Genomic DNA, 19137 nt, shown 5'->3' with positions numbered 1-19137 from the left:
CGATGAACCCGCGACGGCCTGTGCCGACCAGCCAGGGATTAGCGGGTCAGGATGCCGTGATGGAAGCGCAGATGGTCTTCCACGAAGCTTTGGATGAAGTAATACCCGTGGTCATAGCCTTCATGGCGGCGTAGCGTCAGCGGCTGCCGCGCCGCCTGGCAAGCCGCCTCGAACTGCTCGGGCAGCAACTGCTCGGCCAGGAATTTGTCGGCCAGCCCCTGGTCGATCAGGATGCCGTGCGGATACGGCGCCTGCAATTCCCGCATCAATTCGCTGGCATCGTACTGTTTCCATGCCTCCCGGTCCGGGCCAAGGTAGTTGCCGAACGCCTTGCGGCCCCACGGGCACTGGCTGGGCGCGGCAACCGGCGCGAACGCCGACACCGAACGGTAGATGTCGCGGTTGCGCAGCGCCAGCACCAGCGCGCCGTGGCCGCCCATCGAATGGCCGAAGATGCCGATGCGCTGCGGGTCGGCCGGGAACTCGCGCAGGATCGCCTGGCGCAGGCCATGCACTACGTACGAGTACATGCGATAGTTCTTTTCCCACGGCGCTTGGGTGGCGTCGAGGTAAAAGCCGGCGCCCACGCCGAAGTCCCAGTTGTCGCTCTCACCTTCGATGCCGGCGCCGCGCGGGCTGGTGTCCGGCGCCACCAGGATGATCCCCAGTTCGGCCGCCACGCGTTGCGCGCCGGCCTTGACCATGAAGGTTTCCTCGGTACAGGTCAGCCCGGCCAGGTAGAACAGCACCGGCAGCTTGCCGCCGGCCTTGGCTTGCGGCGGGACGAACACCGAGAACCGCATCGGCAGATCGGTCTCGGCCGATTCGTGGCGATAGTAGCCCTGGACGCCGCCGAAGCAGCCGTGCTCGCTGATGGTTTCCATCATGTCAGAACTCGACCACCGAACGGATCGACTCGCCGCTCTTCATCAGGTCGAAACCTTCGTTGATGCGCTCCAGCGGCAGCTTGTGGGTGATCAGGTCGTCGATGTTGAGCTTGCCTTCCATGTACCAGTCGACGATCTTGGGCACGTCGGTGCGGCCGCGCGCGCCGCCGAAGGCCGAACCCTTCCAGACGCGGCCGGTCACCAGCTGGAACGGGCGGGTCGAGATTTCCTGGCCGGCCGCCGCCACGCCGATGATGATGGACTGGCCCCAGCCCTTGTGGCAGCACTCCAGCGCCTGGCGCATGGTGGTGGTGTTGCCGATGCACTCGAAGCTGTAGTCGGCGCCGCCGTCGGTCATGCCGATGATGGCGTCGACCACGTTGGGCACGTCCTTGGGATTGATGAAGTCGGTCATGCCGAACTTGCGCGCCATCGCCTCGCGGCCAGGGTTCAGGTCGACCCCGATGATCTTGTTGGCGCCCACCATCCTGGCCGCCTGGATCACGTTCAGGCCGATGCCGCCCAGGCCGAACACCACCACATTGGCGCCCGCCTCCACCTTGGCGGTGAACAGCACCGCGCCCACGCCGGTGGTGACGCCGCAGCCGATGTAGCAGACCTTGTCGAACGGCGCGTCGGAACGGATCTTGGCCAGCGCGATCTCCGGCACCACGATGTAGTTGGAGAAGGTCGAAGTGCCCATGTAGTGGAACAGCGGCTTGCCGTCCAGCGAGAAGCGGCTGGTGGCGTCCGGCATCAGGCCGCGGCCTTGCGTGGCGCGGATGGCCTGGCACAGGTTGGTCTTTTGCGAGAGGCAGAATTTGCACTCGCGGCATTCCGGGGTGTACAGCGGGATGACGTGGTCGTCCTTCTTCAGCGACTTCACTCCGGGGCCAACATCCACCACCACGCCGGCGCCCTCATGGCCCAGGATGGCGGGGAAGATGCCCTCGGGGTCGGCGCCGGACAGCGTGTAGTAGTCGGTGTGGCAAATGCCGGTCGCCTTGATTTCCACCAGCACTTCGCCGGCCTTGGGGCCGCCAAGTTCGACTTCCTCGATGGTCAAGGGCTTGCCTGCCTGCCATGCTACCGCTGCTCTTGTTTTCATAGGGATGTTGTCCTTTGTCAATATGATGGTGAAAATATGATGGTGCAATAGCCCTGCCGACCTTGTTGCCCGGGATGGCCGGGAACGGCGGAAGTGCGGAATGTTCGCGCGAAACCAGGGCGGTATTATCGCATTGCGGGCAGAAATGGGCCGGGGCCGCCTTCCCTGCGAACTTTCCGCCGAGAATTAAATACCGCCAAAGAGTGTATTCTCCCATCTGGCGATAATGACAAAGGCCGTCGCATGGGGTAAGGTTCGAACCAATAAAAGCATCGCATTGTGCGCAAAAATATGCGGCCGGCACCGGCTCGCAAAAAATACGACAACAATGCTTCAGATCGCCCCGGGAAGCGCATACGGCAAAGATGGTTGCGCAATATTGACGGCATCCGCGCAATGGCCGCATGGAATGATTGTCATGGCCTGTCGTCGATCGCCGGCAGGCCATGGGAAGCCGCATCACCGTAAGAACCCATTTCACAATGAAACGGGTTCTTAGCGTCACCGATATTCGTCTACATGGGAAAACAGAAAAAGACCGCCGGACGGGCTGGCAGCACCCTCAGGACCCTGTTGATCTTCGTCGCCTTCGTCGGCTCGTTCATCGTCATCCAGACATGGTGGGAAATCCGCCAGGATCGCCTTCTGACCATCGAAGCCGAAAAGAGCAATTCGATGGTCGCCGTACGCAGCGTGCAGGAACATGCCGAGCGCATCTTCCGCGGTATCGACAGCATGCTCTGGGCGACCTCCGAGGCCATCCATCAAGCCGATCACGACCTGCTCGTCGACGACGCGGGCCTGCACCGCCTGCTCGCCGCCCAACAGCAGCAGCAACCGGCCGTGCTGGCGCTGCGCTATATCGACCGCACCGGTTTCAGCCGCTCCAGCTCCTTCCTGCCCCTGGAGCAGGAAAACGTCGCCGCCGACCTCAAGCTCAAGTATGTCGACAGCAACCCCGCGCGCCCGCGCCTGTTCGTCGGGCCGCTCGCCCGCAGCCACTACAACCGCGAACTGGTGCTGCCGGTGGCCATGAACCTGTACGACCGCGCCGCGCGCCCGGCCGGCATGCTGGTGGCCGAACTGCGCGCCTCTTACTTCTTCGACTTCTACAAGCACATCACCAACTACAAGGCGATCGTCTCGCTGCGCAGCGACGACGGCACGATGATGATCCGGTCGCCCTTCGAGGAGCGCTGGCTCAACGCCAGCCTGCGCGACGCCAAGAGCATGGCCAGGATCAGCAGCGGCCCGGACGAAGGCGGTTTCGAAGAAGCCTCCTACCTGACCGGCGAACAACTGCTGTTCACCTACAAGCGGCTGCAGGACTGGCCGCTGCTGGTGGTGTATGCGCGCCGCATGGATGATGTGCTTGCCCCGTGGCGCAGCCGCACCGAAAACCGCATCCTGCTGGCCACCGGCATCCTCGGCTTCATCCTGATCGCGCTGGTGTCCTTCCTGGTCTACTACCGCTACCAGCGCCGCGTCGACAATGCGCTCTCGGCCAGCGAATACCGCTACCGCAAGCTGTACGAGGACGGCAACGACCCCATCGTGCTGATCTCGGCCGATCTGCGCTACCTCGACTGCAACGCGGCCGCGGTGCGCTTTTTCGGCGTGCTGGACAAGAAGCGCATCATCGGCCGCAAGGTCGGCCTGTTTTCGCGCAACAAGCCGCTGCATATCGCCCAGCCGGATATCGGCGAGCTGGTCGCCAAAACGCTCTCCGGCCACCCCCAGCAATTCGAATGGGTGACGGTACGCCGCAACAAGATCATCTATACCGACGTCACCCTGCACCGCGCCGAACTCGACCGCGGTTATGCGATCTTCACCATCCTGCGCGACATCACCGCCCGCAAGCGCGCCGAACTGCTGCAAACCGAACAGAACCGCGTGCTGCACATGGTGATGGCCGACGAAGACCTCGACGCCATCCTGTCGGAGATCGTCGGCTTCGCCGATTCGCAAATCCCCTACAGCGCCTGCAGCATCCTGCTGGCCAACGAACATGCCACGCATTTCACTTCGGTGCTGAGCCAGCGCTATCCGGAACGCATCATGCGCGTGCTGCAAGGCCTGGCCATCCGCCACGGCAACGGCGTGGCCGCGGAAGCGGCGCTGCGGCGCACGCCCTGCGTCGTCACCAACATCATGCACGATCCGATGATGGAGCATCTGCGCCCGCTGATCGATACCGCCGCCTATCCTTCCTGCGGCGCCTGGCCCATCATCGGCAAGGAGGGGCAATTGCTGGGCGTCTTCTCGGCGCTGCTCAAGGAAAACCAGGCGCCCAGCAACGAATACCTGCAATTGGCCAACATCGCCGCCGACCTGGCCAGCGTGGCCATCGAAAGCCGCCGCGCCGACGAGCGCATCCGCCACCTGGCGCACTACGACGAACTGACCGGGCTGCCCAACCGCTTCCTGTGCACCCAGCACGTCTCCAACGCGATCGCCCACGCCGAACACCGCGACGGCATGGTGGCGGTGCTGCTGCTCGACCTGGACCGCTTCAAGAACATCAACGATACCTTCGGCCACGAAACCGGGGAGGCGGTGCTGCAGGAAATCGCCCAGCGCTTCCGCGGCAGCCTGCGCGAGCTGGACATCCTGGCGCGCGTGGGCGGCGACGAATTCATCGTGCTGGTGGACGATTTCGACGACCCGCTGCAAGTGGGCGAGATCGCGCAAAAGCTGCTGGCCGAAGCGCGCAAGCCGTTCATCATCGACGGCCAGGAGGCGACGCTCTCGGCCAGCATCGGCATCGCCACCTATCCCGGCGACGGCCATAATGCGCAGGCGCTGATCAAGAACGCCGACATCGCCATGTACCGCGCCAAGCACCACGGCAAGGACGACTACCGCTTCTTCTCCGACGAGGTCAACACCAACACGATCGAGCGCATCGCCCTGGAGTCGGAGCTGCGGCGTGCCATCGAACGCGGCGAGTTCGTGGTCCATTACCAGCCCAAGGTCAACCTGGAAAGCGCGCGCATCGTCGGCGCCGAGGCGCTGGTGCGCTGGCAGCACCCGGTGCGCGGCCTGCTGCCGCCGGGCGAGTTCATCATGCTAGCCGAAGAGACCCGCCTGATCGACCAGATCGGCCTGGCAGTGCTGGACACCACCTGCCGCGATGTCGGCCAGTTGCTGGCGCGCCGGCTGGAATTCGGCCGCATCTCGATCAACCTGACCGGCAGCCAGTTCGGCGACGAGAACCTGCTGGAAGATATCAAGCGGGTCGTCGAGCACCACGGCACGCCGCCTTCCTGCCTGGAGTTCGAGATCACCGAAAGCATGGTGATGCACAACCGCGACCAGGCCATCGCCATCATGGACGGCATCCGCGCCGAAGGCTTCACGATCTCGATCGACGATTTCGGCACCGGCTATTCCTCGCTGGCCTACCTGAAGCGCTTCCCGGTCAATACGCTGAAGATAGACAAGTCCTTCATCAACGACATTCCGGACGACCCCAACGACAGCGCCATCGTGCAGGCCATCATCGCGATGGGCCATGCCTTGAATCTGAAGGTGGTGACCGAAGGGGTGGAAACGGCAAGGCAGCTCAATGCGTTGCGCGAGTTCGGATCGGACGACTACCAGGGCTACTACTTCAGCAAGCCGGTGCCCTATGCCCAGTTCCTGCAACTGCTGCTGGCGCAGCATCCCGAGGCCGTGCCGGAAGAACAGCCGGTGTTCGAGGCCAACGGCGAACGGCCGTAGCGGGCGCCGCCGGCCGCCTCCTGCACCGAAAAAGCGGCGCGGCTATACTCTTCCCCTGCGCCGACAACGACAAGGAGAAACACATGCAGTATCGCCAACTGGGCCGCACCGACGCCAAGGTCAGCCTGATCACGCTGGGCACCATGACCTGGGGCGAGCAGAACACCGAAGCCGAAGCCCATTCCCAGCTGGACCTGGCGGTGGAGCGCGGCGTCAACCTGATCGACGTGGCGGAAATGTATCCGGTGCCGCCCAAGCCGGAAACCCAGGGCCTGTCCGAGCGTTACCTCGGCACCTGGCTGAAGAAGTCCGGCCTGCGCGACAAGCTGCTGATCGCCACCAAATGCACCGGCCCCGCCCGCAAGCCGCACAATCCGCGCCACATCCGCGGCGGCGTCAACGACCTCGACCGCAAGGGCCTCACCGATGCGCTGCACGGCAGCCTGGAACGGCTGCAGCTGGACCACGTCGACCTGTACCAGCTGCACTGGCCCGACCGCAGCATCAACAGCTTCGGCCAGCTCGGCTACCAGCACATCGACAACGAGCAGACGGTGCCGGTCGAAGAGACGCTGAAGGTGCTTTCCGAATTCGTCAAGGCCGGCAAGATCCGCCATATCGGCCTGTCCAACGAAACCTCGTGGGGCGTGGCGCAATTCCTGCGCGCGGCCGAACAGCACGGGCTGGAACGCGTGGTCACCATCCAGAATCCGTACAGCCTGCTCAACCGCACCTTCGAGGTCAACCTGGCAGAGTTCGCGCACCGCGAACAGGTCGGCCTGCTGGCCTATTCGCCGCTGGCCTTCGGCATGCTGAGCGGCAAATACCTCAACGGCGCGCGTCCCGCCGCCGCCCGCCTGACGCTGTTCGACCGTTTCGTGCGCTACACCAACCCGCAGGCCGAACGCGCCACCGCCGATTACGTGGCGCTGGCCAGGCAGCACGGGCTGGACCCGGCGCAGATGGCGCTGGCCTATGTCAACAGCCGCCCGTTCCTGACCTCCAACATCATCGGCGCCACCACGCTGGAACAGTTGCGCAGCAACCTGGACAGCCTGCAGGTGCAACTGAGCGATGACGTGGTCGCCGGCATCGAGGCCATCCACAAGGGCCAGCCCAATCCGGCGCCCTGATCGTCCCCGCGTCCTCGCTCCAAAAACAAAAACCGGCCTGTTGGCCGGTTTTTGTTTTGAGGGCAACGATGCCGGTCCGAATCAATCGCCGGCGTTTTCGGCATCGATCGCCGCCTGCAGCTCATCCGGGCGCGCGCCGTAGCGTTGCGCCAGCACCGCGCACACCATCAGCTGCAATTGGTGGAACAGCATCAGCGGCAGCAGCACCATGCCGATGGCGCCGCTGGAAAACAGCACCTTGGCCATCGGCACGCCGCTGGCCAGGCTCTTCTTGGAACCGCAGAAGACGATGGTGATCTCGTCTTCCTTGTTGAAGCCCAGGCGACGGCTGCCGTATGTGGTAATGGCCATGATCAGGGCCAGCATCAGCATGCTGATCACCAGCAGCGCCACCAGCATGGCCGGCGGCACCTGGCGCCACAGGCCCTGCGCCACTGCTTCGCTGAAGGCGACGTAGACCACCAGCAGGATCGAGCTCTGGTCGACGAACTTGAGCCAGGACTTGTTGCGCTCGATCCAGCCACCGATCCATCGGCGCAGCACCTGGCCGGCGACGAACGGCAGCAACAGCTGGTAGACGATCTTGAGGATGGAGCCCAGCGAGGCCTGGCCGCCGCCGTCATGCGCCACCACCAGCACGCCGACCAAGAGCGGCGTGAGGAAGATGCCCAGCAGGTTGGAGGCGGATGCGGCGCAGATCGCCGCCGGCACGTTGCCGCGCGCCACCGAGGTGAAGGCGATCGACGACTGCACGGTGGACGGCAGCACGCACAGGAACAGCAGGCCGAGATACAGATCCGGCGTGATGAAGTGGGACAGCACCGGCTTCAAGGCCAGGCCGATCAGCGGGAAGATGGCGAAGGTGCACAGCAGCACCGTGACATGCAGCCGCCAGTGCGTCATGCCGGCCACCACCGCCTCGCGCGAAAGCTTGGCGCCGTGCATGAAGAACAGCAGCCCGATCATGAACGTGGTCAGCCACTCGAAACCGGCGGCGACGTCGCCGGTGCAAGGGAAAATGGACGCCGTCGCCACCACGGCGATCAGCAGTAAGGTCATGTTGTCGGGGATGAAGCGCGGTCGTGCCATGGCGTTGTCGTTTGTCCTGGTTCTGAAGCTTGTGCTGAATACCGGAAGACGGCCCTCAGACCTTCTTGACGAACTCGGTCTTCAGCCCCATGGAGCCGAAGCCGTCGATCTTGCAATCGATGTCGTGGTCGCCGTCGACCAGGCGGATATTCTTCACCTTGGTGCCCATCTTGACCACGCCGCCACCGCCCTTGAGCTTCAGGTCCTTGATGACGGTGACCGTATCGCCATCCTGCAGGACGTTGCCGGCGGCATCGCGCCAGACCTTGACCTCTTCGGCGGCGGCCGGGGCTTGCTGCGCCGACCATTCATGCGCGCACTCCGGGCAGACGAACATGCCGCCATCCTCGTAAGTAAACTCGGATTTGCATTGGGGACAGGCGGGCAACGTACTCATGAGGAATCCTTGTGCGGAAAAAGAGAAAGGCGGAATTGTACCGCGCCAGGCCAGCAGGAGCCTTGAGCAGGCGCAACGGGCAAGAAAAAACGGCAAATCCCCCGATGGGAATTTGCCGTTTTGGCAAGCTGCCCGACGCTGCAATCTCACCAGATCCAGAACATCAGCAACCAGGCATAGTTGACCAGGGCCAGGCCGCCGATCAGCGGCGCCATCGCCACCAGGCGCCGCGGCCAGGATGCGGTATGGCGCCCCACGACCTTCCAGGCCAGCAAGAAGCTCCACAATGTCATCACCGACAGCAGCGCGGCGCGCACATCGTTGGCCCAGTCCACCGGCAAGTGCTCGGCGCGCAGCAGGCTGATGGTGGTGGCCGACAGGCCGATGAACACGCCGCAGCCGGCCAGCGGAATCAGCGACTGCACCAGGTGGTTGAAGCGGCCCCATTCCCATTTCCCGAGCAGGCGCGTGGCCAGCGCGAACAGCAGCGCAACGCCGGTGCCCAGCAGCAGCCCGGTGCCCAGGATGTAGCCCACCACCATCGCGCCGTCCAGCCAGGAGAACACATCGCTTTGTTGCGGATAGTTGGTCAGCAGCCACCACGGCGCCTGGGTGCCGAAGGGCCACATGATGTCGCGGTCGATCAGCCAGCCGGCGATGTCCTGCTTGATGGCGATGAACCAGGGGCTGACGGTCCAGTGGAAGGCGCCGATGGCGATGCCCAGCAGGCCGTACAGCACCAATGCGCTTTCCCACAGGTTGTTGTGGGTCTTGCCGAGATCGACCACTTCCGCCGTCGGCGCGCGGAAAGTCAGCGCGATGGCGTCGCGGTGGCCGCTGCAGCGCCCGCACATGTGGCAGTCGGAGGCGCCCTTCATGTTGCGCAGCGGCACCAGCGGCGCGCAGTTGATCGGGATGATCTTGTGCGTAGGATGGTAGGAGGCGCGCCAAGCATCCTCGTTGACCTTGTAGTGCAGCGGCGCCAGCTTGGCCAGCAGGCCGAACACGCCATTGACCGGGCACAGGTACTTGCACCAGACGCGCTTGTCGCGGCCGTACAGGTAGCCAACGATCATGGCGCCGACGGTGGAGCCGCCCAGCACCAGCAGCACCGCCTTGGGATACTGGTAGACGCTGACCATCTGGCCGTAGACCGTGGTCAGCGCGAAAGCGACGAAGGGCCAGCCGCCCCAGCGCATCCATTTGGGAATCGCACGGCCGCGGCCGTGCTTGCTGGCGAATTCGGTCAGCGCGCCTTCCGGGCACAGCACGCCGCACCATACGCGCCCCATCAGCACCATGCTCACCAGCACGAACGGCCACCAGATGCCCCAGAAGGCGAACTGGGCGATGAGCGTCATGTTGGACCAGAGGTGGGCGGTTTCGTCCGGCAGCGGCAGGAATACCGGCACCAGGATCAGGATGGCGTAGACCGCCACCACGAGCCACTGCAAGCCGCGGATGAATGCGCCGTGGCGGCGCATCCAGTCGCCCGTACGTGAGAGCAGTGTCGGCGATTGCGTACAGGTATTCATGGCTGGTTCAGGCGGCCTCTTGCCTCTTCGGCTGCGGCTTCGGTTTGCGGTAAAGGGCCGAACATACCACAACCCAATACGCCGCATAGACGATGACCGACAGCAGCGCCGGGCGCGCGCGGTAGCCGGTCAGGGTCGACACCAGGCTGCCCAGGGTCGAGGAATCGTCCAGCCAGGCCGAGGTATCCCACAGCGGCGCGGTCAGCGTCATGGTCCAGTTGGCCGAGGCCAGCGTATCGGAGCTTTCCAGCAGCACGTCGAACAGTTTTTCGATGCCGGTCACCAGCAGGCCGGCCGCCAGCAGCAGCAGGATGACTTCAGTGATCTGGAAGAAACGGCGCCACGAGAACACCTTGCCGCCCAGTTGCAGGATGTAGAACGTCAGGAACGCCAGGCCGAAGCCGATCGCGCCGGCCAGCACCAGCGATGCCGTACTGGCGTCCTGCTGCCCCAGACCGATGCCGTAGAGGAACACCGCGGTTTCGCTGCCTTCGCGTGCGATCGCCAGCGCCACCAGCACGAACACGCCCCACCAGTTGCCGCTCTCGACGCTGGATTGCATGGAGCTTTCCATATCCTTTTTCAGCGTGCGGCCGTGCTTGCGCATCCAGAACACCATCTGCACGATCAGCACCGAGGCGACCAGCACGATGGCGATCTGGAACCAGGTCTGGGCGTCGCCCGCCAGCAACTCGGAAAAGCCCAGCAGCGCACCGCCCAGGGCCAGCGCCAGCAGCACGCCGGCGGCCACCCCGCTCCACAGGTACGGCAGGCCGCGGCGCGCGCCGGCATCGCCGTTGTTCAGCCAGGCATACAGGATGCCGACCACCAGAAGCGCCTCGACGCTTTCGCGCCAGACGATGAACATGACCTGTCCCATTCCAACCCTTCCCTTGCGTTATTGCAACCTGCCGGCTTACTTGGCGACGATCACGCCTTGCGGCATGTTCAGGTGAAAGTCGTCGAAGAACTTGTATTCGCCCGGGCGCAGCGGCGCGATCACCACGAACGACTGGGCGCCGGGCGCCAATACCTTTTCCTTGCGCAACTCGATGCTTTCGAACTCGGCGGCGGACTTGCCGATGTTGTGGATCTCGATCTTGATGCGCTGGCCGGCCGGCACCTCGATGCGCGGCGGAATCAGCTTGCCGTCCTGCATTTCCAGCTTGAAGGCGGGCAGGTCGGCGGCCGACGCCAGCGCGGCTCCCGCCAGCAGCAGGACTGCGCCAAACATCAATCGGGCTTTGCGTAAAAACATGGACGCTCCAGAAATGGAAGCCGGCCGCGCTGAAGTTCATGCCCCAGGCAGCCGGTATGCAACACGCTGTCGTTGCGGCGCAGGAAGCCTCCCGCGGCCGGCACCGTCATGGATCAGTAACCGCCCTTCTTGCCGATGCCGGCGAAGGTGAAGTCATAGTTCAGTTCAAAGGTCTTGAACCAGGGGCCGACACCGGTTTCCTTGTCGACGTGGCGGCCGAAGTGGGCATGCTCGTTGGCGGCCGGCGAAGAGATGGTCAGCTTCAGCTTGTACTTGCCCGGGCCTTCCAGCTTGACGTTGTCGCCGTAGTGCGGACCGTCGTTGGCCACCATCGGCATCATGTCGCCCTTGATGGTCTTGGCCGAACCGGCCTTGGTCAGTTCGTACTTGATCACCAGGTAAGGCATCCAGTCGCCTTCGGCGAAACCGTTGGGGTTCTTGGCGACGGCGCGCACGTCCGCTTCCAGGTGGATGTCGGACTCTTCCGCCTTGCGCATCATGCCGTCCGGTTCCATCTTGACCGGCTGCAGGTAGACGGCATTGACTTCGAAACCGTTCTGGATCTGCGGCTTGCCGATCGGATATTCGGCGGCCATGGCCACGCCTGCGGTACAAGCCATCAGGGCGGCGGCAACAGCGAGTTTCTTGATACCCATCATCTTCGTGTTCTCCTGGTCGATCAAATGATAATGATTAGCATTAATTATATCACTATCCCTATCGTTGCTGCATGACCGCATGGAAACAACCGGAAGCGTTTGCCGGATCTCCCGCCCAAAATGAAAAAGCTCCTCGTCGAGGAGCTTTTCCTTGCAGCGGGACGACGAACTCGTCCCGCTGCCCTGGCCGGCGGGATCAGGATTCCTGCAATTCCATTTCCAGCTTTTTCACATGGGAAGCGCCGTCCCCGATGCGCGCCTTTTGCGGCGTGATGTCGACCGAAGCGCGCGCCGCGGCCGGATCGGCCAGGCGGCCTGCGCCCAGCTTGAAGACGCCGACCACCTGCTCCAGCGTCTCCGCCTGCCGCTGCAGCGCCTGCGCGGCGGCGGCGGCCTCTTCCACCAGGGCGGCATTTTGCTGCGTGGTCTGGTCCATCTGCGACACTGCCTGGTTGACCTGCGCAATGCCGGCGCTCTGTTCTTCGCTGGCCGCGGCGATATCGCCCACGATCTGGGTGACGCGCTCGACGCTGCCGACGATCTCGCTCATGGTGGCGCCAGCCTGCTCCACCAGCTTGCTGCCGGCGCCGACCTTGTCGACGGAGTCATCGATGAGCATCTTGATTTCCTTGGCCGCCGCCGCCGAGCGCTGCGCCAGCGAACGCACTTCGGTCGCCACCACGGCGAAGCCGCGGCCCTGCTCGCCGGCGCGCGCCGCTTCCACCGCCGCGTTCAACGCCAGGATATTGGTCTGGAAGGCGATGCCGTCGATCACGCCGATGATGTCGACGATCTTGCGCGAGGAATCGTTGATCGAATTCATCGTCTCGACCACCTGGCGCACCACGTCGCCGCCTTGCGAAGCGATGTCCGATGCCGACAGCGCCAGCTTGTTGGCGGCGCGCGCGTTTTCGGTGTTTTGCCGCACCACCGAGGTCAATTGCTCCAAGCTCGATGCGCTTTCTTCCAGCGCCGCGGCCTGCTGCTCGGTGCGGCTCGAGAGGTCGGCATTGCCGGCGGCGATCTGGCGCGCGGCGACGGTCACCGAGTCGGTCGAGCTGCGCGTGGTGGCCACCACGTCCACGATGCGCGCCAGCAGCTTGTTGAACGCGGCGCCGGTGCGGCCGATTTCATCCATGCGCTCAACCGGCACCGGACGCGACAGGTCCAGCGTCTGGCTGACATGCTCGAACGTATCCTGGATCCGGGACAGGCTGCGGCTCACATTGCGCAGCGTCTGGTAGCCCAGCAAGCCGGTCAGCAGCACGGCGGCGACGATCGCCGCCACCATGGCGCGCAAGGCGAAGGCATAGGCGTCATCACTTTCGGCGCGAATGGCGGCGATCAGCTTGCCGCTGGCGGCGATGTGCGCATCGATGCCCTTCTTGGCCGCGGCGGCGCTGACGGCCAGCGGCGTGCCGGCTTCCAGCGTGGCGCGCACGCCGTCCATGTCGTTGGCGTAGGCAGCGGCGAAGAACGGCACAAGCGCCTTGCGGTAGGCCTCGACGTTGGCCTTGTCGACCTCCAGCAGCTTGCGGTCATCCTCATTGAACACATGCTCGCGGCCATAGCGCGCGAATTCCTCGTCCAGGGACTTGTTGGCGGCATCGACCGCCTTTTGCAGCGCGCTCTTGTCCGTCAGGTTGGCAAATACAGACAGGCGGTAGCCGGCCAGGCGCGAATCGGCGATATAACCCTTCAAGGCATTGAGGCTTTCGATGCCCGGAATGATGCGGTTCTGGATCGTGTCCAGGCGCTCCTGGGCGCGCTGCAATTGCCACAGCCCGTCGGCGCCGACGAACAGCAGCGCTAGCAAGGCTGTCGACAGGGTGATGATCAGGCGCTTGATGATCGTCATGATGAAAAGTCCATGAAGTGAGTGAGTCAAACCCGGAACATGTTCCGGAACCGTTTTGTCTCCGCGGTCGCGATGCCTTGGGAGGCCCGCCGGTTCTTGATGCCGTTATATGTGGATGTGGCGCGGGATACCGCTCACGCCGCCAGCGGCGCCACCCGTTCCTGCGCGCCCAGCGCATCGCCGTGCGCGCGGCAGAATGCGACGCCGGCGCGGTAGCCGACATCGAACAGCAGTTGCATGTTGGAAGAGGACCAGTCCAGTATTTCCGGCCAATGGTGCTGCGGCATCTCCCGCATCAGGTCGACCTTGAGCACCTTGCGGCGCGGCTTGCCGGTGGCCGGGTCACGGTTGTGCTCGAGTTCGAACAGGCGTTGTTCGGCCTTGGAAATCTTGACCAGCGGCGTGATGATGGAGCGCACCCAGGCGTCGTACAGGTTGCGCGGCTTCCGGATCAGGCGTTCCTCGCCCAGGATGTCCAGCACTACCAGCGTATCGACATCGCCGTGCAGCGGCGGCTCGCCGTTGGGGCCGGGAATGAAGGGGTCGAAGCTGAGGGTGTCGAGCGCCGCGCCTTCGATGTAGTTTTCGCCGTCGATCTCGGTAGGCGCATAGAGGAAGGGAAACGACAGCGAAGCCCGCACATGGGCCGCGGTGATCTCGCGCTTGCCCCATATCTGCATGCGGTGGCGGTCGATGTTGTAGGCGTTGATGTAGAACTCCGGACGCATGCCGGCAACGGCGCCGAAGTCGATCGACTGCTCCAGGAACGGCAGGTGCGCGCACAGGCCCAGGCTGCCGGAATGGAGATCGGACGGCGACAGGGCCGACATCAGCAGGTGCATCCAGTCGTTCCATTTGGCCGAGGCCTCGGCGAACTGGTGGGTGAACATTTCCGCGAACGGATTGGTCCCCATGCTGGGCAGCGCCTTCAGTTGCGCCAGAACCGAATCGCGATAGCTTTCGGCTTGCGCTCCCGGTTTCTTGAACACCTTGTAGTTGACCGGAAACAGCTTGTAGATGCTGTCGGCCACGCCGACCTCGGCCCAGCGCATCAGCGCTTCGCGCGGCGCCGCATCGCGCGGCGCGGTGTACAGCAAGCCCATCAGGACCCCGGCACCGGATGCCGAAATGACGTCGAACTCGACGCCCTCCGCCAGGAATGCCGCCAATGCGCCGGCGATCAGCGTCGAATTGGGCGCGCCCCCGCCGATCACCAGAGCCTTTTTCCCCTGCCCCTGTGAATTACCCATGAATTCCCCCGTATGCGCGTGCGCTCGCGGGCTTCCCCCGTCATTGCGCCGCATGAAGTCGCTATGAGGAGCCGTCGGCCCCCAACGTAACTATCGCGTACGCAACAAATATAGACGCAAAGCAACTTGCAATTTCCGGGTTGTGCGATTTTATTCCCGTATATCAGGCATTCATGAATTTAATAAGTTTGACCTGGCCTGGGCTGCGGAGGAGAGATACCCGAAAGTGCATCGCAGGGAAAATATTTTGTAACCATGCCGTAACGAAAATAGGCTATACCGCATTGCAACATTCTTTTGAGCAACATTACCCAACCAGCAAAGGATCACACCTCCACCAGGAAATTCCTGATTCTCGCTCCATGCCCACATCCTTACACTTTGGGCAATACGGAAAAATCGGAAATGCGGATAGAGCATTTCCCCGTCGGTGCGCCTATCCGTTTCCTCTCACCACGATCAACATTAATCTTTAAATTTTATTAATCTTTTTGCATTATTTATCATAAAGTATGTGTATTGCCGTTTTCAGGTAATCCACCGGGGAGAAGAAAATGAAATGGTTCTACGATCTTAAAATTTCCAAAAAACTGATCTCCACTTTCCTGGTCGTCGTCGCCATGGTCGCCGCCCTCGGCACCTTCTCGATACGCGAACTGGACCAGGTCAATAAAGCCTCGACCGATATCGCCACCAACTGGCTGCCCAGCATCCGCTCCCTGTCTTCCATCCAGATGACCCTGGCGCGTATTCGCAGCCTGGAGATGCAGCATCTCCTGGCCAAGGACCCCAAGGAATACGACGAGATCGAGCAAAGCGTTAGCAAGCATGTCGAAACCCTGAAGAAGCAACAGGCGCTATACCAGACGCAAATTACCGAGCCGGAAGAAAAAAACCTCTACCCTGAGATAGAAAAACAGATCGCCACCATGCTGTCCGAGCATGGCAAGATCATTGCGCTTTCCAGACAGGGCAAGAGCGAAGAGGGACGCAACCTGCAGCGCGGCGACTCTTCGCTCGCCTATCGTGGCGCACTGGACAACCTGGACAAGCTGGCCACCGTCAACGACAAGGGTGCAAGCACCTCCAATGCGCTGGCCGACGATATCTATAGCCAGGCGCGCGTGTGGATCATCGGCACCGTCGTCACCTGTATCGCGTTGGCCCTCCTGCTGGCGACCTGGGTTTCGCGCCTGATCGCCCGGCCGCTGGAGCAAGCCGTTTCAGTCGCCCAGCGCGTGGCCGGCGGCGACCTGACCGCGGACATCCAGCCGGCCAGCAAGGATGAGGCCGGCCAGTTGCTGGCGGCGTTGAAGAGCATGAACGACAGCCTGCTCAACATCGTCACCGAAGTGCGCCAGGGCACCGGCACCATCACCGTCGCCTCCACCGAAATCGCCAGCGGCAACCTCGACCTCTCCTCCCGGACCGAGCAGCAGGCCAGTTCGCTGGAAGAAACCGCCTCGGCCATGGAAGAACTGACTTCCACCGTCAAGCAAAACGCCGACAATGCGCGCCAGGCCAACCAACTGGCGGCATCCGCCTCGGAAGTGGCAGTGGCCGGCGGCGACGTGGTCAGCAAGGTGGTCGACACCATGGGATCGATCAACGAATCCTCGCGCAAGATTTCCGACATCATCGGCGTGATCGACGGCATCGCTTTCCAGACCAATATCCTGGCGCTGAATGCCGCGGTGGAAGCCGCGCGCGCCGGCGAACAGGGCCGCGGCTTTGCCGTGGTGGCCTCCGAAGTGCGCAACCTGGCGCAGCGCTCGGCTGCCGCCGCCAAGGAAATCAAGGAGCTCATCGAAGGTTCGGTGGCGCAGGTTCACCAGGGCAGCAAGCTGGTCGAGGAAGCCGGCAATACCATGAACGAAGTGGTCAGCAGCGTGCGCCGGGTCACCGACATCGTGGCTGAAATCAGCTCGGCCAGCCAGGAACAGAGCGACGGCATCGAACAGGTCAACATCGCCATTTCGCAGATGGATGAAGTGACGCAGCAAAACGCGGCGCTGGTGGAACAGGCCGCGGCGGCGGCCCAGTCGCTGCAGGAACAGGCCGAAAAACTGACCGATACCGTCAGCGTCTTCAAGCTCGACCAGAATGCCGTGGCATCCCATTCCCATGCCGCAAGGACGGCGCCGCGGCACACCGCCGCCGCGCGGCCGGCCGCCCCCGCGTACAAGCGCACGGTGGATGTGACGCCGAAGAAAGCCGAATTGCCAGCCAAAGCGGCCGCCGGCGCGAAGACGATGGCCGGCAGCGGCGACCACGATTCGTGGGAGCAGTTTTAAGGGGAGAAATCGGGATTTGGATCCGATACCCGGCGCGCATGGCACATGAATGCGCGCACATCGGAGACAAGAGACAGGCCGCTTCATGCGGCCTGTTTTATTTGCCGATATCGTTTCGGCAAGAAAGAAAAAAGGGTCCATCTTGCGATGGACCCTTTATATCTGGTGCGGCTGGCAGGAATCGAACCCACGACCCCTTGGTTCGTAGCCAAGTACTCTATCCAGCTGAGCTACAGCCGCGAAAAATGAAATTATAGCACCAGCCTCGCATTAATGGGAAGCCCCCGCCTGAAATTTTATCCATTGCGCGCCTCGATGCCCTTCCGGCAAGGCCTGGCGCCCGGTTTCCCCTGTGGCGAATTCTGCATGCCCGCCTGATGACCGCGCCACGCATGCCGGATATGATTGGCGCTTTCCATTCCTTACTACGCCCGACATGCCCCAGGAAATCATTTCCGGCGACCGTTCCCAGGAAGCCCTCTCCCTTACCGAAAAAATCCGCGAACAAGAGCGTGCGCGCATCGCCCGCGACCTGCACGACGAGCTGGGCGCGCACCTGACGGGCATCAAGATGGCCCTCGGGCAATTGCGCGAATCGCTGGCGCAGGCGACGGGAATGGAACAGCAGCGCGACCAGGCGCATTACGCCGAGCAACTGATCGACGAGGCCGGGGATGCCATGCACGGCATCATCGACGACCTGTGCCCGCCCATCGTCGAGTTCGGGCTGGCCGAGGCGCTCGAATGGCAAAGCCGCATGTTCACCCGCCAGACCGGCATCGTTTGCCGCCAGCGCTGCGGCGAAGGCCTGGAGGCATTGGAAGAATTCGAGGTCATCACCTTGTTCCGCATCGTGCGGGAAGCCCTCAACAATGTCGCCAAATATGCGCAGGCCGACAATGTCCTGCTGACCATCGCGCGTGCGGGCGATACCCTGTCGCTGCGCATCGAAGACGACGGCTGCGGCTTCGACCCTGCCCCGGCCTTGCACAACGGCCATGGGCTGGGCAACATGCGGCGCCGGGCGCAGGCGCTGGGCGGCACGCTGCAACTGGATAGCGCGCCGGGCAAAGGCACCTCGATCCGGGTGGAGATCCCTGTCGCGCGCTGAACGCTATAGAATACCGGCTCGCCACATACAGAGGATCGATACGTCCCGCCCATGAGCAAGAAAGCCACTGCAGCCATCAAGGTCCTGATCGCCGACGACCACGCCATCGTGCGGGAAGGCTTACGCCAGATCTGCGCCGGCGCCAAGGACATCGTCGTGGCCGGCAATGCCGCCAACGGCGTGGAAGCGGTCAAGCTGGCGCGCACCGGCAATGGCGACGTGATGCTGCTGGACATCGTCCTGCCCGACCGCAACGGCATCGACATCCTCAAGCAGATCCGCAAGGAGCATCCGCAATTGCCGGTGCTGGTGCTGTCCATCCATCGTGAAGACCAGTACGCGATCCGCGCGCTGCGGGCCGGCGCGGCCGGCTTCCTCAACAAGCAGCTGGCGCCGTCCGAACTGCTGGCCGCCATCCGCCAGGCTGCGGCCGGACGCAAATACATCAGCCCGTCCCTGGCGCAGGAGCTGGCCAACCAGATCGGTTTCGACCATGAGACGCCGCTGCACGAGACGCTTTCGGACCGCGAATACCAGACCATGATCATGATCGCCTCCGGCAAGACCGTCGGTGATATCGCTGCCGACCTCTCGCTCTCGGTGAAGACCATCAGCATGTACCGCTCCCGGGTGCTGGCCAAGATGAAGATGCGGCACAACGCCGAACTCACCCACTACGCTCTGAAAAACGACCTGGTGGAATAAAAGAGACATTCCCATCCGGTGATTTTTCCCCGCCATAAAAAACACTCGGCGCCAGGATGCCTGGCGTAAAATGGATCGATACTTCCGGCCGTCCGCCCGCCTCGCAACGCGCTGCCCGTACACGATC

Annotated in this window: 15 protein-coding genes and 1 tRNA gene; 5 read left to right on the top strand and 11 right to left on the bottom strand. The window is 63.2% G+C overall.

Going from position 1 to position 19137, the window contains the following annotated elements; translation table 11 throughout:
* Positions 1-38: 38 nt before the first annotated feature.
* On the bottom strand, positions 39-887 hold the full coding sequence (fghA, locus tag J7548_RS01485) for an S-formylglutathione hydrolase (RefSeq protein ID WP_290969363.1): 849 nt from the start codon (positions 885-887) through the stop codon (positions 39-41).
* A gap of 1 nt (position 888) precedes the next feature.
* Positions 889-1995, bottom strand: a complete 1107-nt coding sequence (locus tag J7548_RS01480) for an S-(hydroxymethyl)glutathione dehydrogenase/class III alcohol dehydrogenase (protein ID WP_290969361.1) — start codon at positions 1993-1995, stop codon at positions 889-891.
* A 519-nt stretch (positions 1996-2514) separates the two neighbouring features.
* Between J7548_RS01480 and J7548_RS01475 the strand changes: the two genes are divergently transcribed.
* The gene (locus J7548_RS01475) at positions 2515-5721 is read left to right on the top strand and encodes an EAL domain-containing protein (RefSeq protein WP_290969359.1); all 3207 of its coding nucleotides are present in this window, start codon (positions 2515-2517) and stop codon (positions 5719-5721) included.
* An 83-nt stretch (positions 5722-5804) separates the two neighbouring features.
* Positions 5805-6854 carry an NADP(H)-dependent aldo-keto reductase gene (locus tag J7548_RS01470; RefSeq protein ID WP_290969357.1) on the top strand — a complete coding sequence of 350 codons (1050 nt, stop codon included), beginning with the start codon at positions 5805-5807 and terminating at the stop codon, positions 6852-6854.
* An 81-nt stretch (positions 6855-6935) separates the two neighbouring features.
* Here the strand turns inward: J7548_RS01470 and J7548_RS01465 are convergent, their stop codons facing one another.
* The 8 genes from J7548_RS01465 to J7548_RS01430 form a co-directional block, all read right to left on the bottom strand.
* Positions 6936-7943: a bile acid:sodium symporter family protein gene (locus tag J7548_RS01465; protein WP_290969355.1), complete on the bottom strand. Its 1008-nt coding sequence runs from the start codon at positions 7941-7943 to the stop codon at positions 6936-6938.
* A 55-nt stretch (positions 7944-7998) separates the two neighbouring features.
* Positions 7999-8340 carry a zinc ribbon domain-containing protein YjdM gene (locus tag J7548_RS01460; RefSeq protein WP_290969353.1) on the bottom strand — a complete coding sequence of 114 codons (342 nt, stop codon included), beginning with the start codon at positions 8338-8340 and terminating at the stop codon, positions 7999-8001.
* A gap of 146 nt (positions 8341-8486) precedes the next feature.
* Positions 8487-9824: a 4Fe-4S binding protein gene (locus J7548_RS01455; protein WP_290971543.1), complete on the bottom strand. Its 1338-nt coding sequence runs from the start codon at positions 9822-9824 to the stop codon at positions 8487-8489.
* A 58-nt stretch (positions 9825-9882) separates the two neighbouring features.
* On the bottom strand, positions 9883-10755 hold the full coding sequence (locus J7548_RS01450; protein ID WP_290969352.1) for an FTR1 family protein: 873 nt from the start codon (positions 10753-10755) through the stop codon (positions 9883-9885).
* Between the two features lie 36 nt (positions 10756-10791).
* The gene (locus tag J7548_RS01445; protein WP_290971540.1) at positions 10792-11109 is read right to left on the bottom strand and encodes a cupredoxin domain-containing protein; all 318 of its coding nucleotides are present in this window, start codon (positions 11107-11109) and stop codon (positions 10792-10794) included.
* Between the two features lie 137 nt (positions 11110-11246).
* Positions 11247-11792, bottom strand: a complete 546-nt coding sequence (locus J7548_RS01440) for an iron transporter (protein ID WP_290969349.1) — start codon at positions 11790-11792, stop codon at positions 11247-11249.
* A 196-nt stretch (positions 11793-11988) separates the two neighbouring features.
* Entirely contained in the window at positions 11989-13650 is a 1662-nt protein-coding gene (locus J7548_RS01435; protein ID WP_290969346.1) for a methyl-accepting chemotaxis protein, read from the bottom strand.
* Between the two features lie 134 nt (positions 13651-13784).
* Positions 13785-14900, bottom strand: coding sequence for a patatin-like phospholipase family protein (locus J7548_RS01430; protein WP_290969343.1), 1116 nt, complete (start codon positions 14898-14900; stop codon positions 13785-13787).
* A gap of 554 nt (positions 14901-15454) precedes the next feature.
* On the opposite strand from J7548_RS01430, the gene J7548_RS01425 reads away from it, so the two are divergent.
* Positions 15455-17194, top strand: a complete 1740-nt coding sequence (locus J7548_RS01425; protein WP_290969340.1) for a methyl-accepting chemotaxis protein — start codon at positions 15455-15457, stop codon at positions 17192-17194.
* A gap of 163 nt (positions 17195-17357) precedes the next feature.
* Here the strand turns inward: J7548_RS01425 and J7548_RS01420 are convergent.
* Positions 17358-17434: transfer RNA gene (locus J7548_RS01420), tRNA-Arg, on the bottom strand.
* A gap of 196 nt (positions 17435-17630) precedes the next feature.
* Here J7548_RS01420 and J7548_RS01415 point away from each other — a divergent pair.
* Positions 17631-18305: a sensor histidine kinase gene (locus J7548_RS01415; RefSeq protein WP_290969337.1), complete on the top strand. Its 675-nt coding sequence runs from the start codon at positions 17631-17633 to the stop codon at positions 18303-18305.
* A gap of 51 nt (positions 18306-18356) precedes the next feature.
* Complete coding sequence (locus J7548_RS01410; RefSeq protein ID WP_290969334.1) at positions 18357-19010, top strand: response regulator transcription factor; 654 nt, start codon at positions 18357-18359, stop codon at positions 19008-19010.
* The last annotated feature ends 127 nt before the right edge of the window (positions 19011-19137 follow it).

Source organism: Herbaspirillum sp., assembly GCF_017744395.1.
GTDB lineage: Bacteria > Pseudomonadota > Gammaproteobacteria > Burkholderiales > Burkholderiaceae_D > Herbaspirillum.
Note: the sequence above shows the minus strand (reverse complement) of the source record. Positions and strands in the feature narration are given on the sequence as shown.

What these genes read in the sequence shown, in the direction of transcription:
- fghA (WP_290969363.1), bottom strand. Translation starts at nt 887, where the DNA reads ATGATGGAAACCATCAGCGAGCACGGCTGCTTCGGCGGCGTCCAGGGC.
- J7548_RS01480 (WP_290969361.1), bottom strand. Translation starts at nt 1,995, where the DNA reads ATGAAAACAAGAGCAGCGGTAGCATGGCAGGCAGGCAAGCCCTTGACC.
- J7548_RS01475 (WP_290969359.1), top strand. Translation starts at nt 2,515, where the DNA reads ATGGGAAAACAGAAAAAGACCGCCGGACGGGCTGGCAGCACCCTCAGG.
- J7548_RS01470 (WP_290969357.1), top strand. Translation starts at nt 5,805, where the DNA reads ATGCAGTATCGCCAACTGGGCCGCACCGACGCCAAGGTCAGCCTGATC.
- J7548_RS01465 (WP_290969355.1), bottom strand. Translation starts at nt 7,943, where the DNA reads ATGGCACGACCGCGCTTCATCCCCGACAACATGACCTTACTGCTGATC.
- J7548_RS01460 (WP_290969353.1), bottom strand. Translation starts at nt 8,340, where the DNA reads ATGAGTACGTTGCCCGCCTGTCCCCAATGCAAATCCGAGTTTACTTAC.
- J7548_RS01455 (WP_290971543.1), bottom strand. Translation starts at nt 9,824, where the DNA reads ATGCGCCGCCACGGCGCATTCATCCGCGGCTTGCAGTGGCTCGTGGTG.
- J7548_RS01450 (WP_290969352.1), bottom strand. Translation starts at nt 10,755, where the DNA reads ATGGGACAGGTCATGTTCATCGTCTGGCGCGAAAGCGTCGAGGCGCTT.
- J7548_RS01445 (WP_290971540.1), bottom strand. Translation starts at nt 11,109, where the DNA reads ATGTTTGGCGCAGTCCTGCTGCTGGCGGGAGCCGCGCTGGCGTCGGCC.
- J7548_RS01440 (WP_290969349.1), bottom strand. Translation starts at nt 11,792, where the DNA reads ATGATGGGTATCAAGAAACTCGCTGTTGCCGCCGCCCTGATGGCTTGT.
- J7548_RS01435 (WP_290969346.1), bottom strand. Translation starts at nt 13,650, where the DNA reads ATGACGATCATCAAGCGCCTGATCATCACCCTGTCGACAGCCTTGCTA.
- J7548_RS01430 (WP_290969343.1), bottom strand. Translation starts at nt 14,900, where the DNA reads ATGGGTAATTCACAGGGGCAGGGGAAAAAGGCTCTGGTGATCGGCGGG.
- J7548_RS01425 (WP_290969340.1), top strand. Translation starts at nt 15,455, where the DNA reads ATGAAATGGTTCTACGATCTTAAAATTTCCAAAAAACTGATCTCCACT.
- J7548_RS01415 (WP_290969337.1), top strand. Translation starts at nt 17,631, where the DNA reads ATGCCCCAGGAAATCATTTCCGGCGACCGTTCCCAGGAAGCCCTCTCC.
- J7548_RS01410 (WP_290969334.1), top strand. Translation starts at nt 18,357, where the DNA reads ATGAGCAAGAAAGCCACTGCAGCCATCAAGGTCCTGATCGCCGACGAC.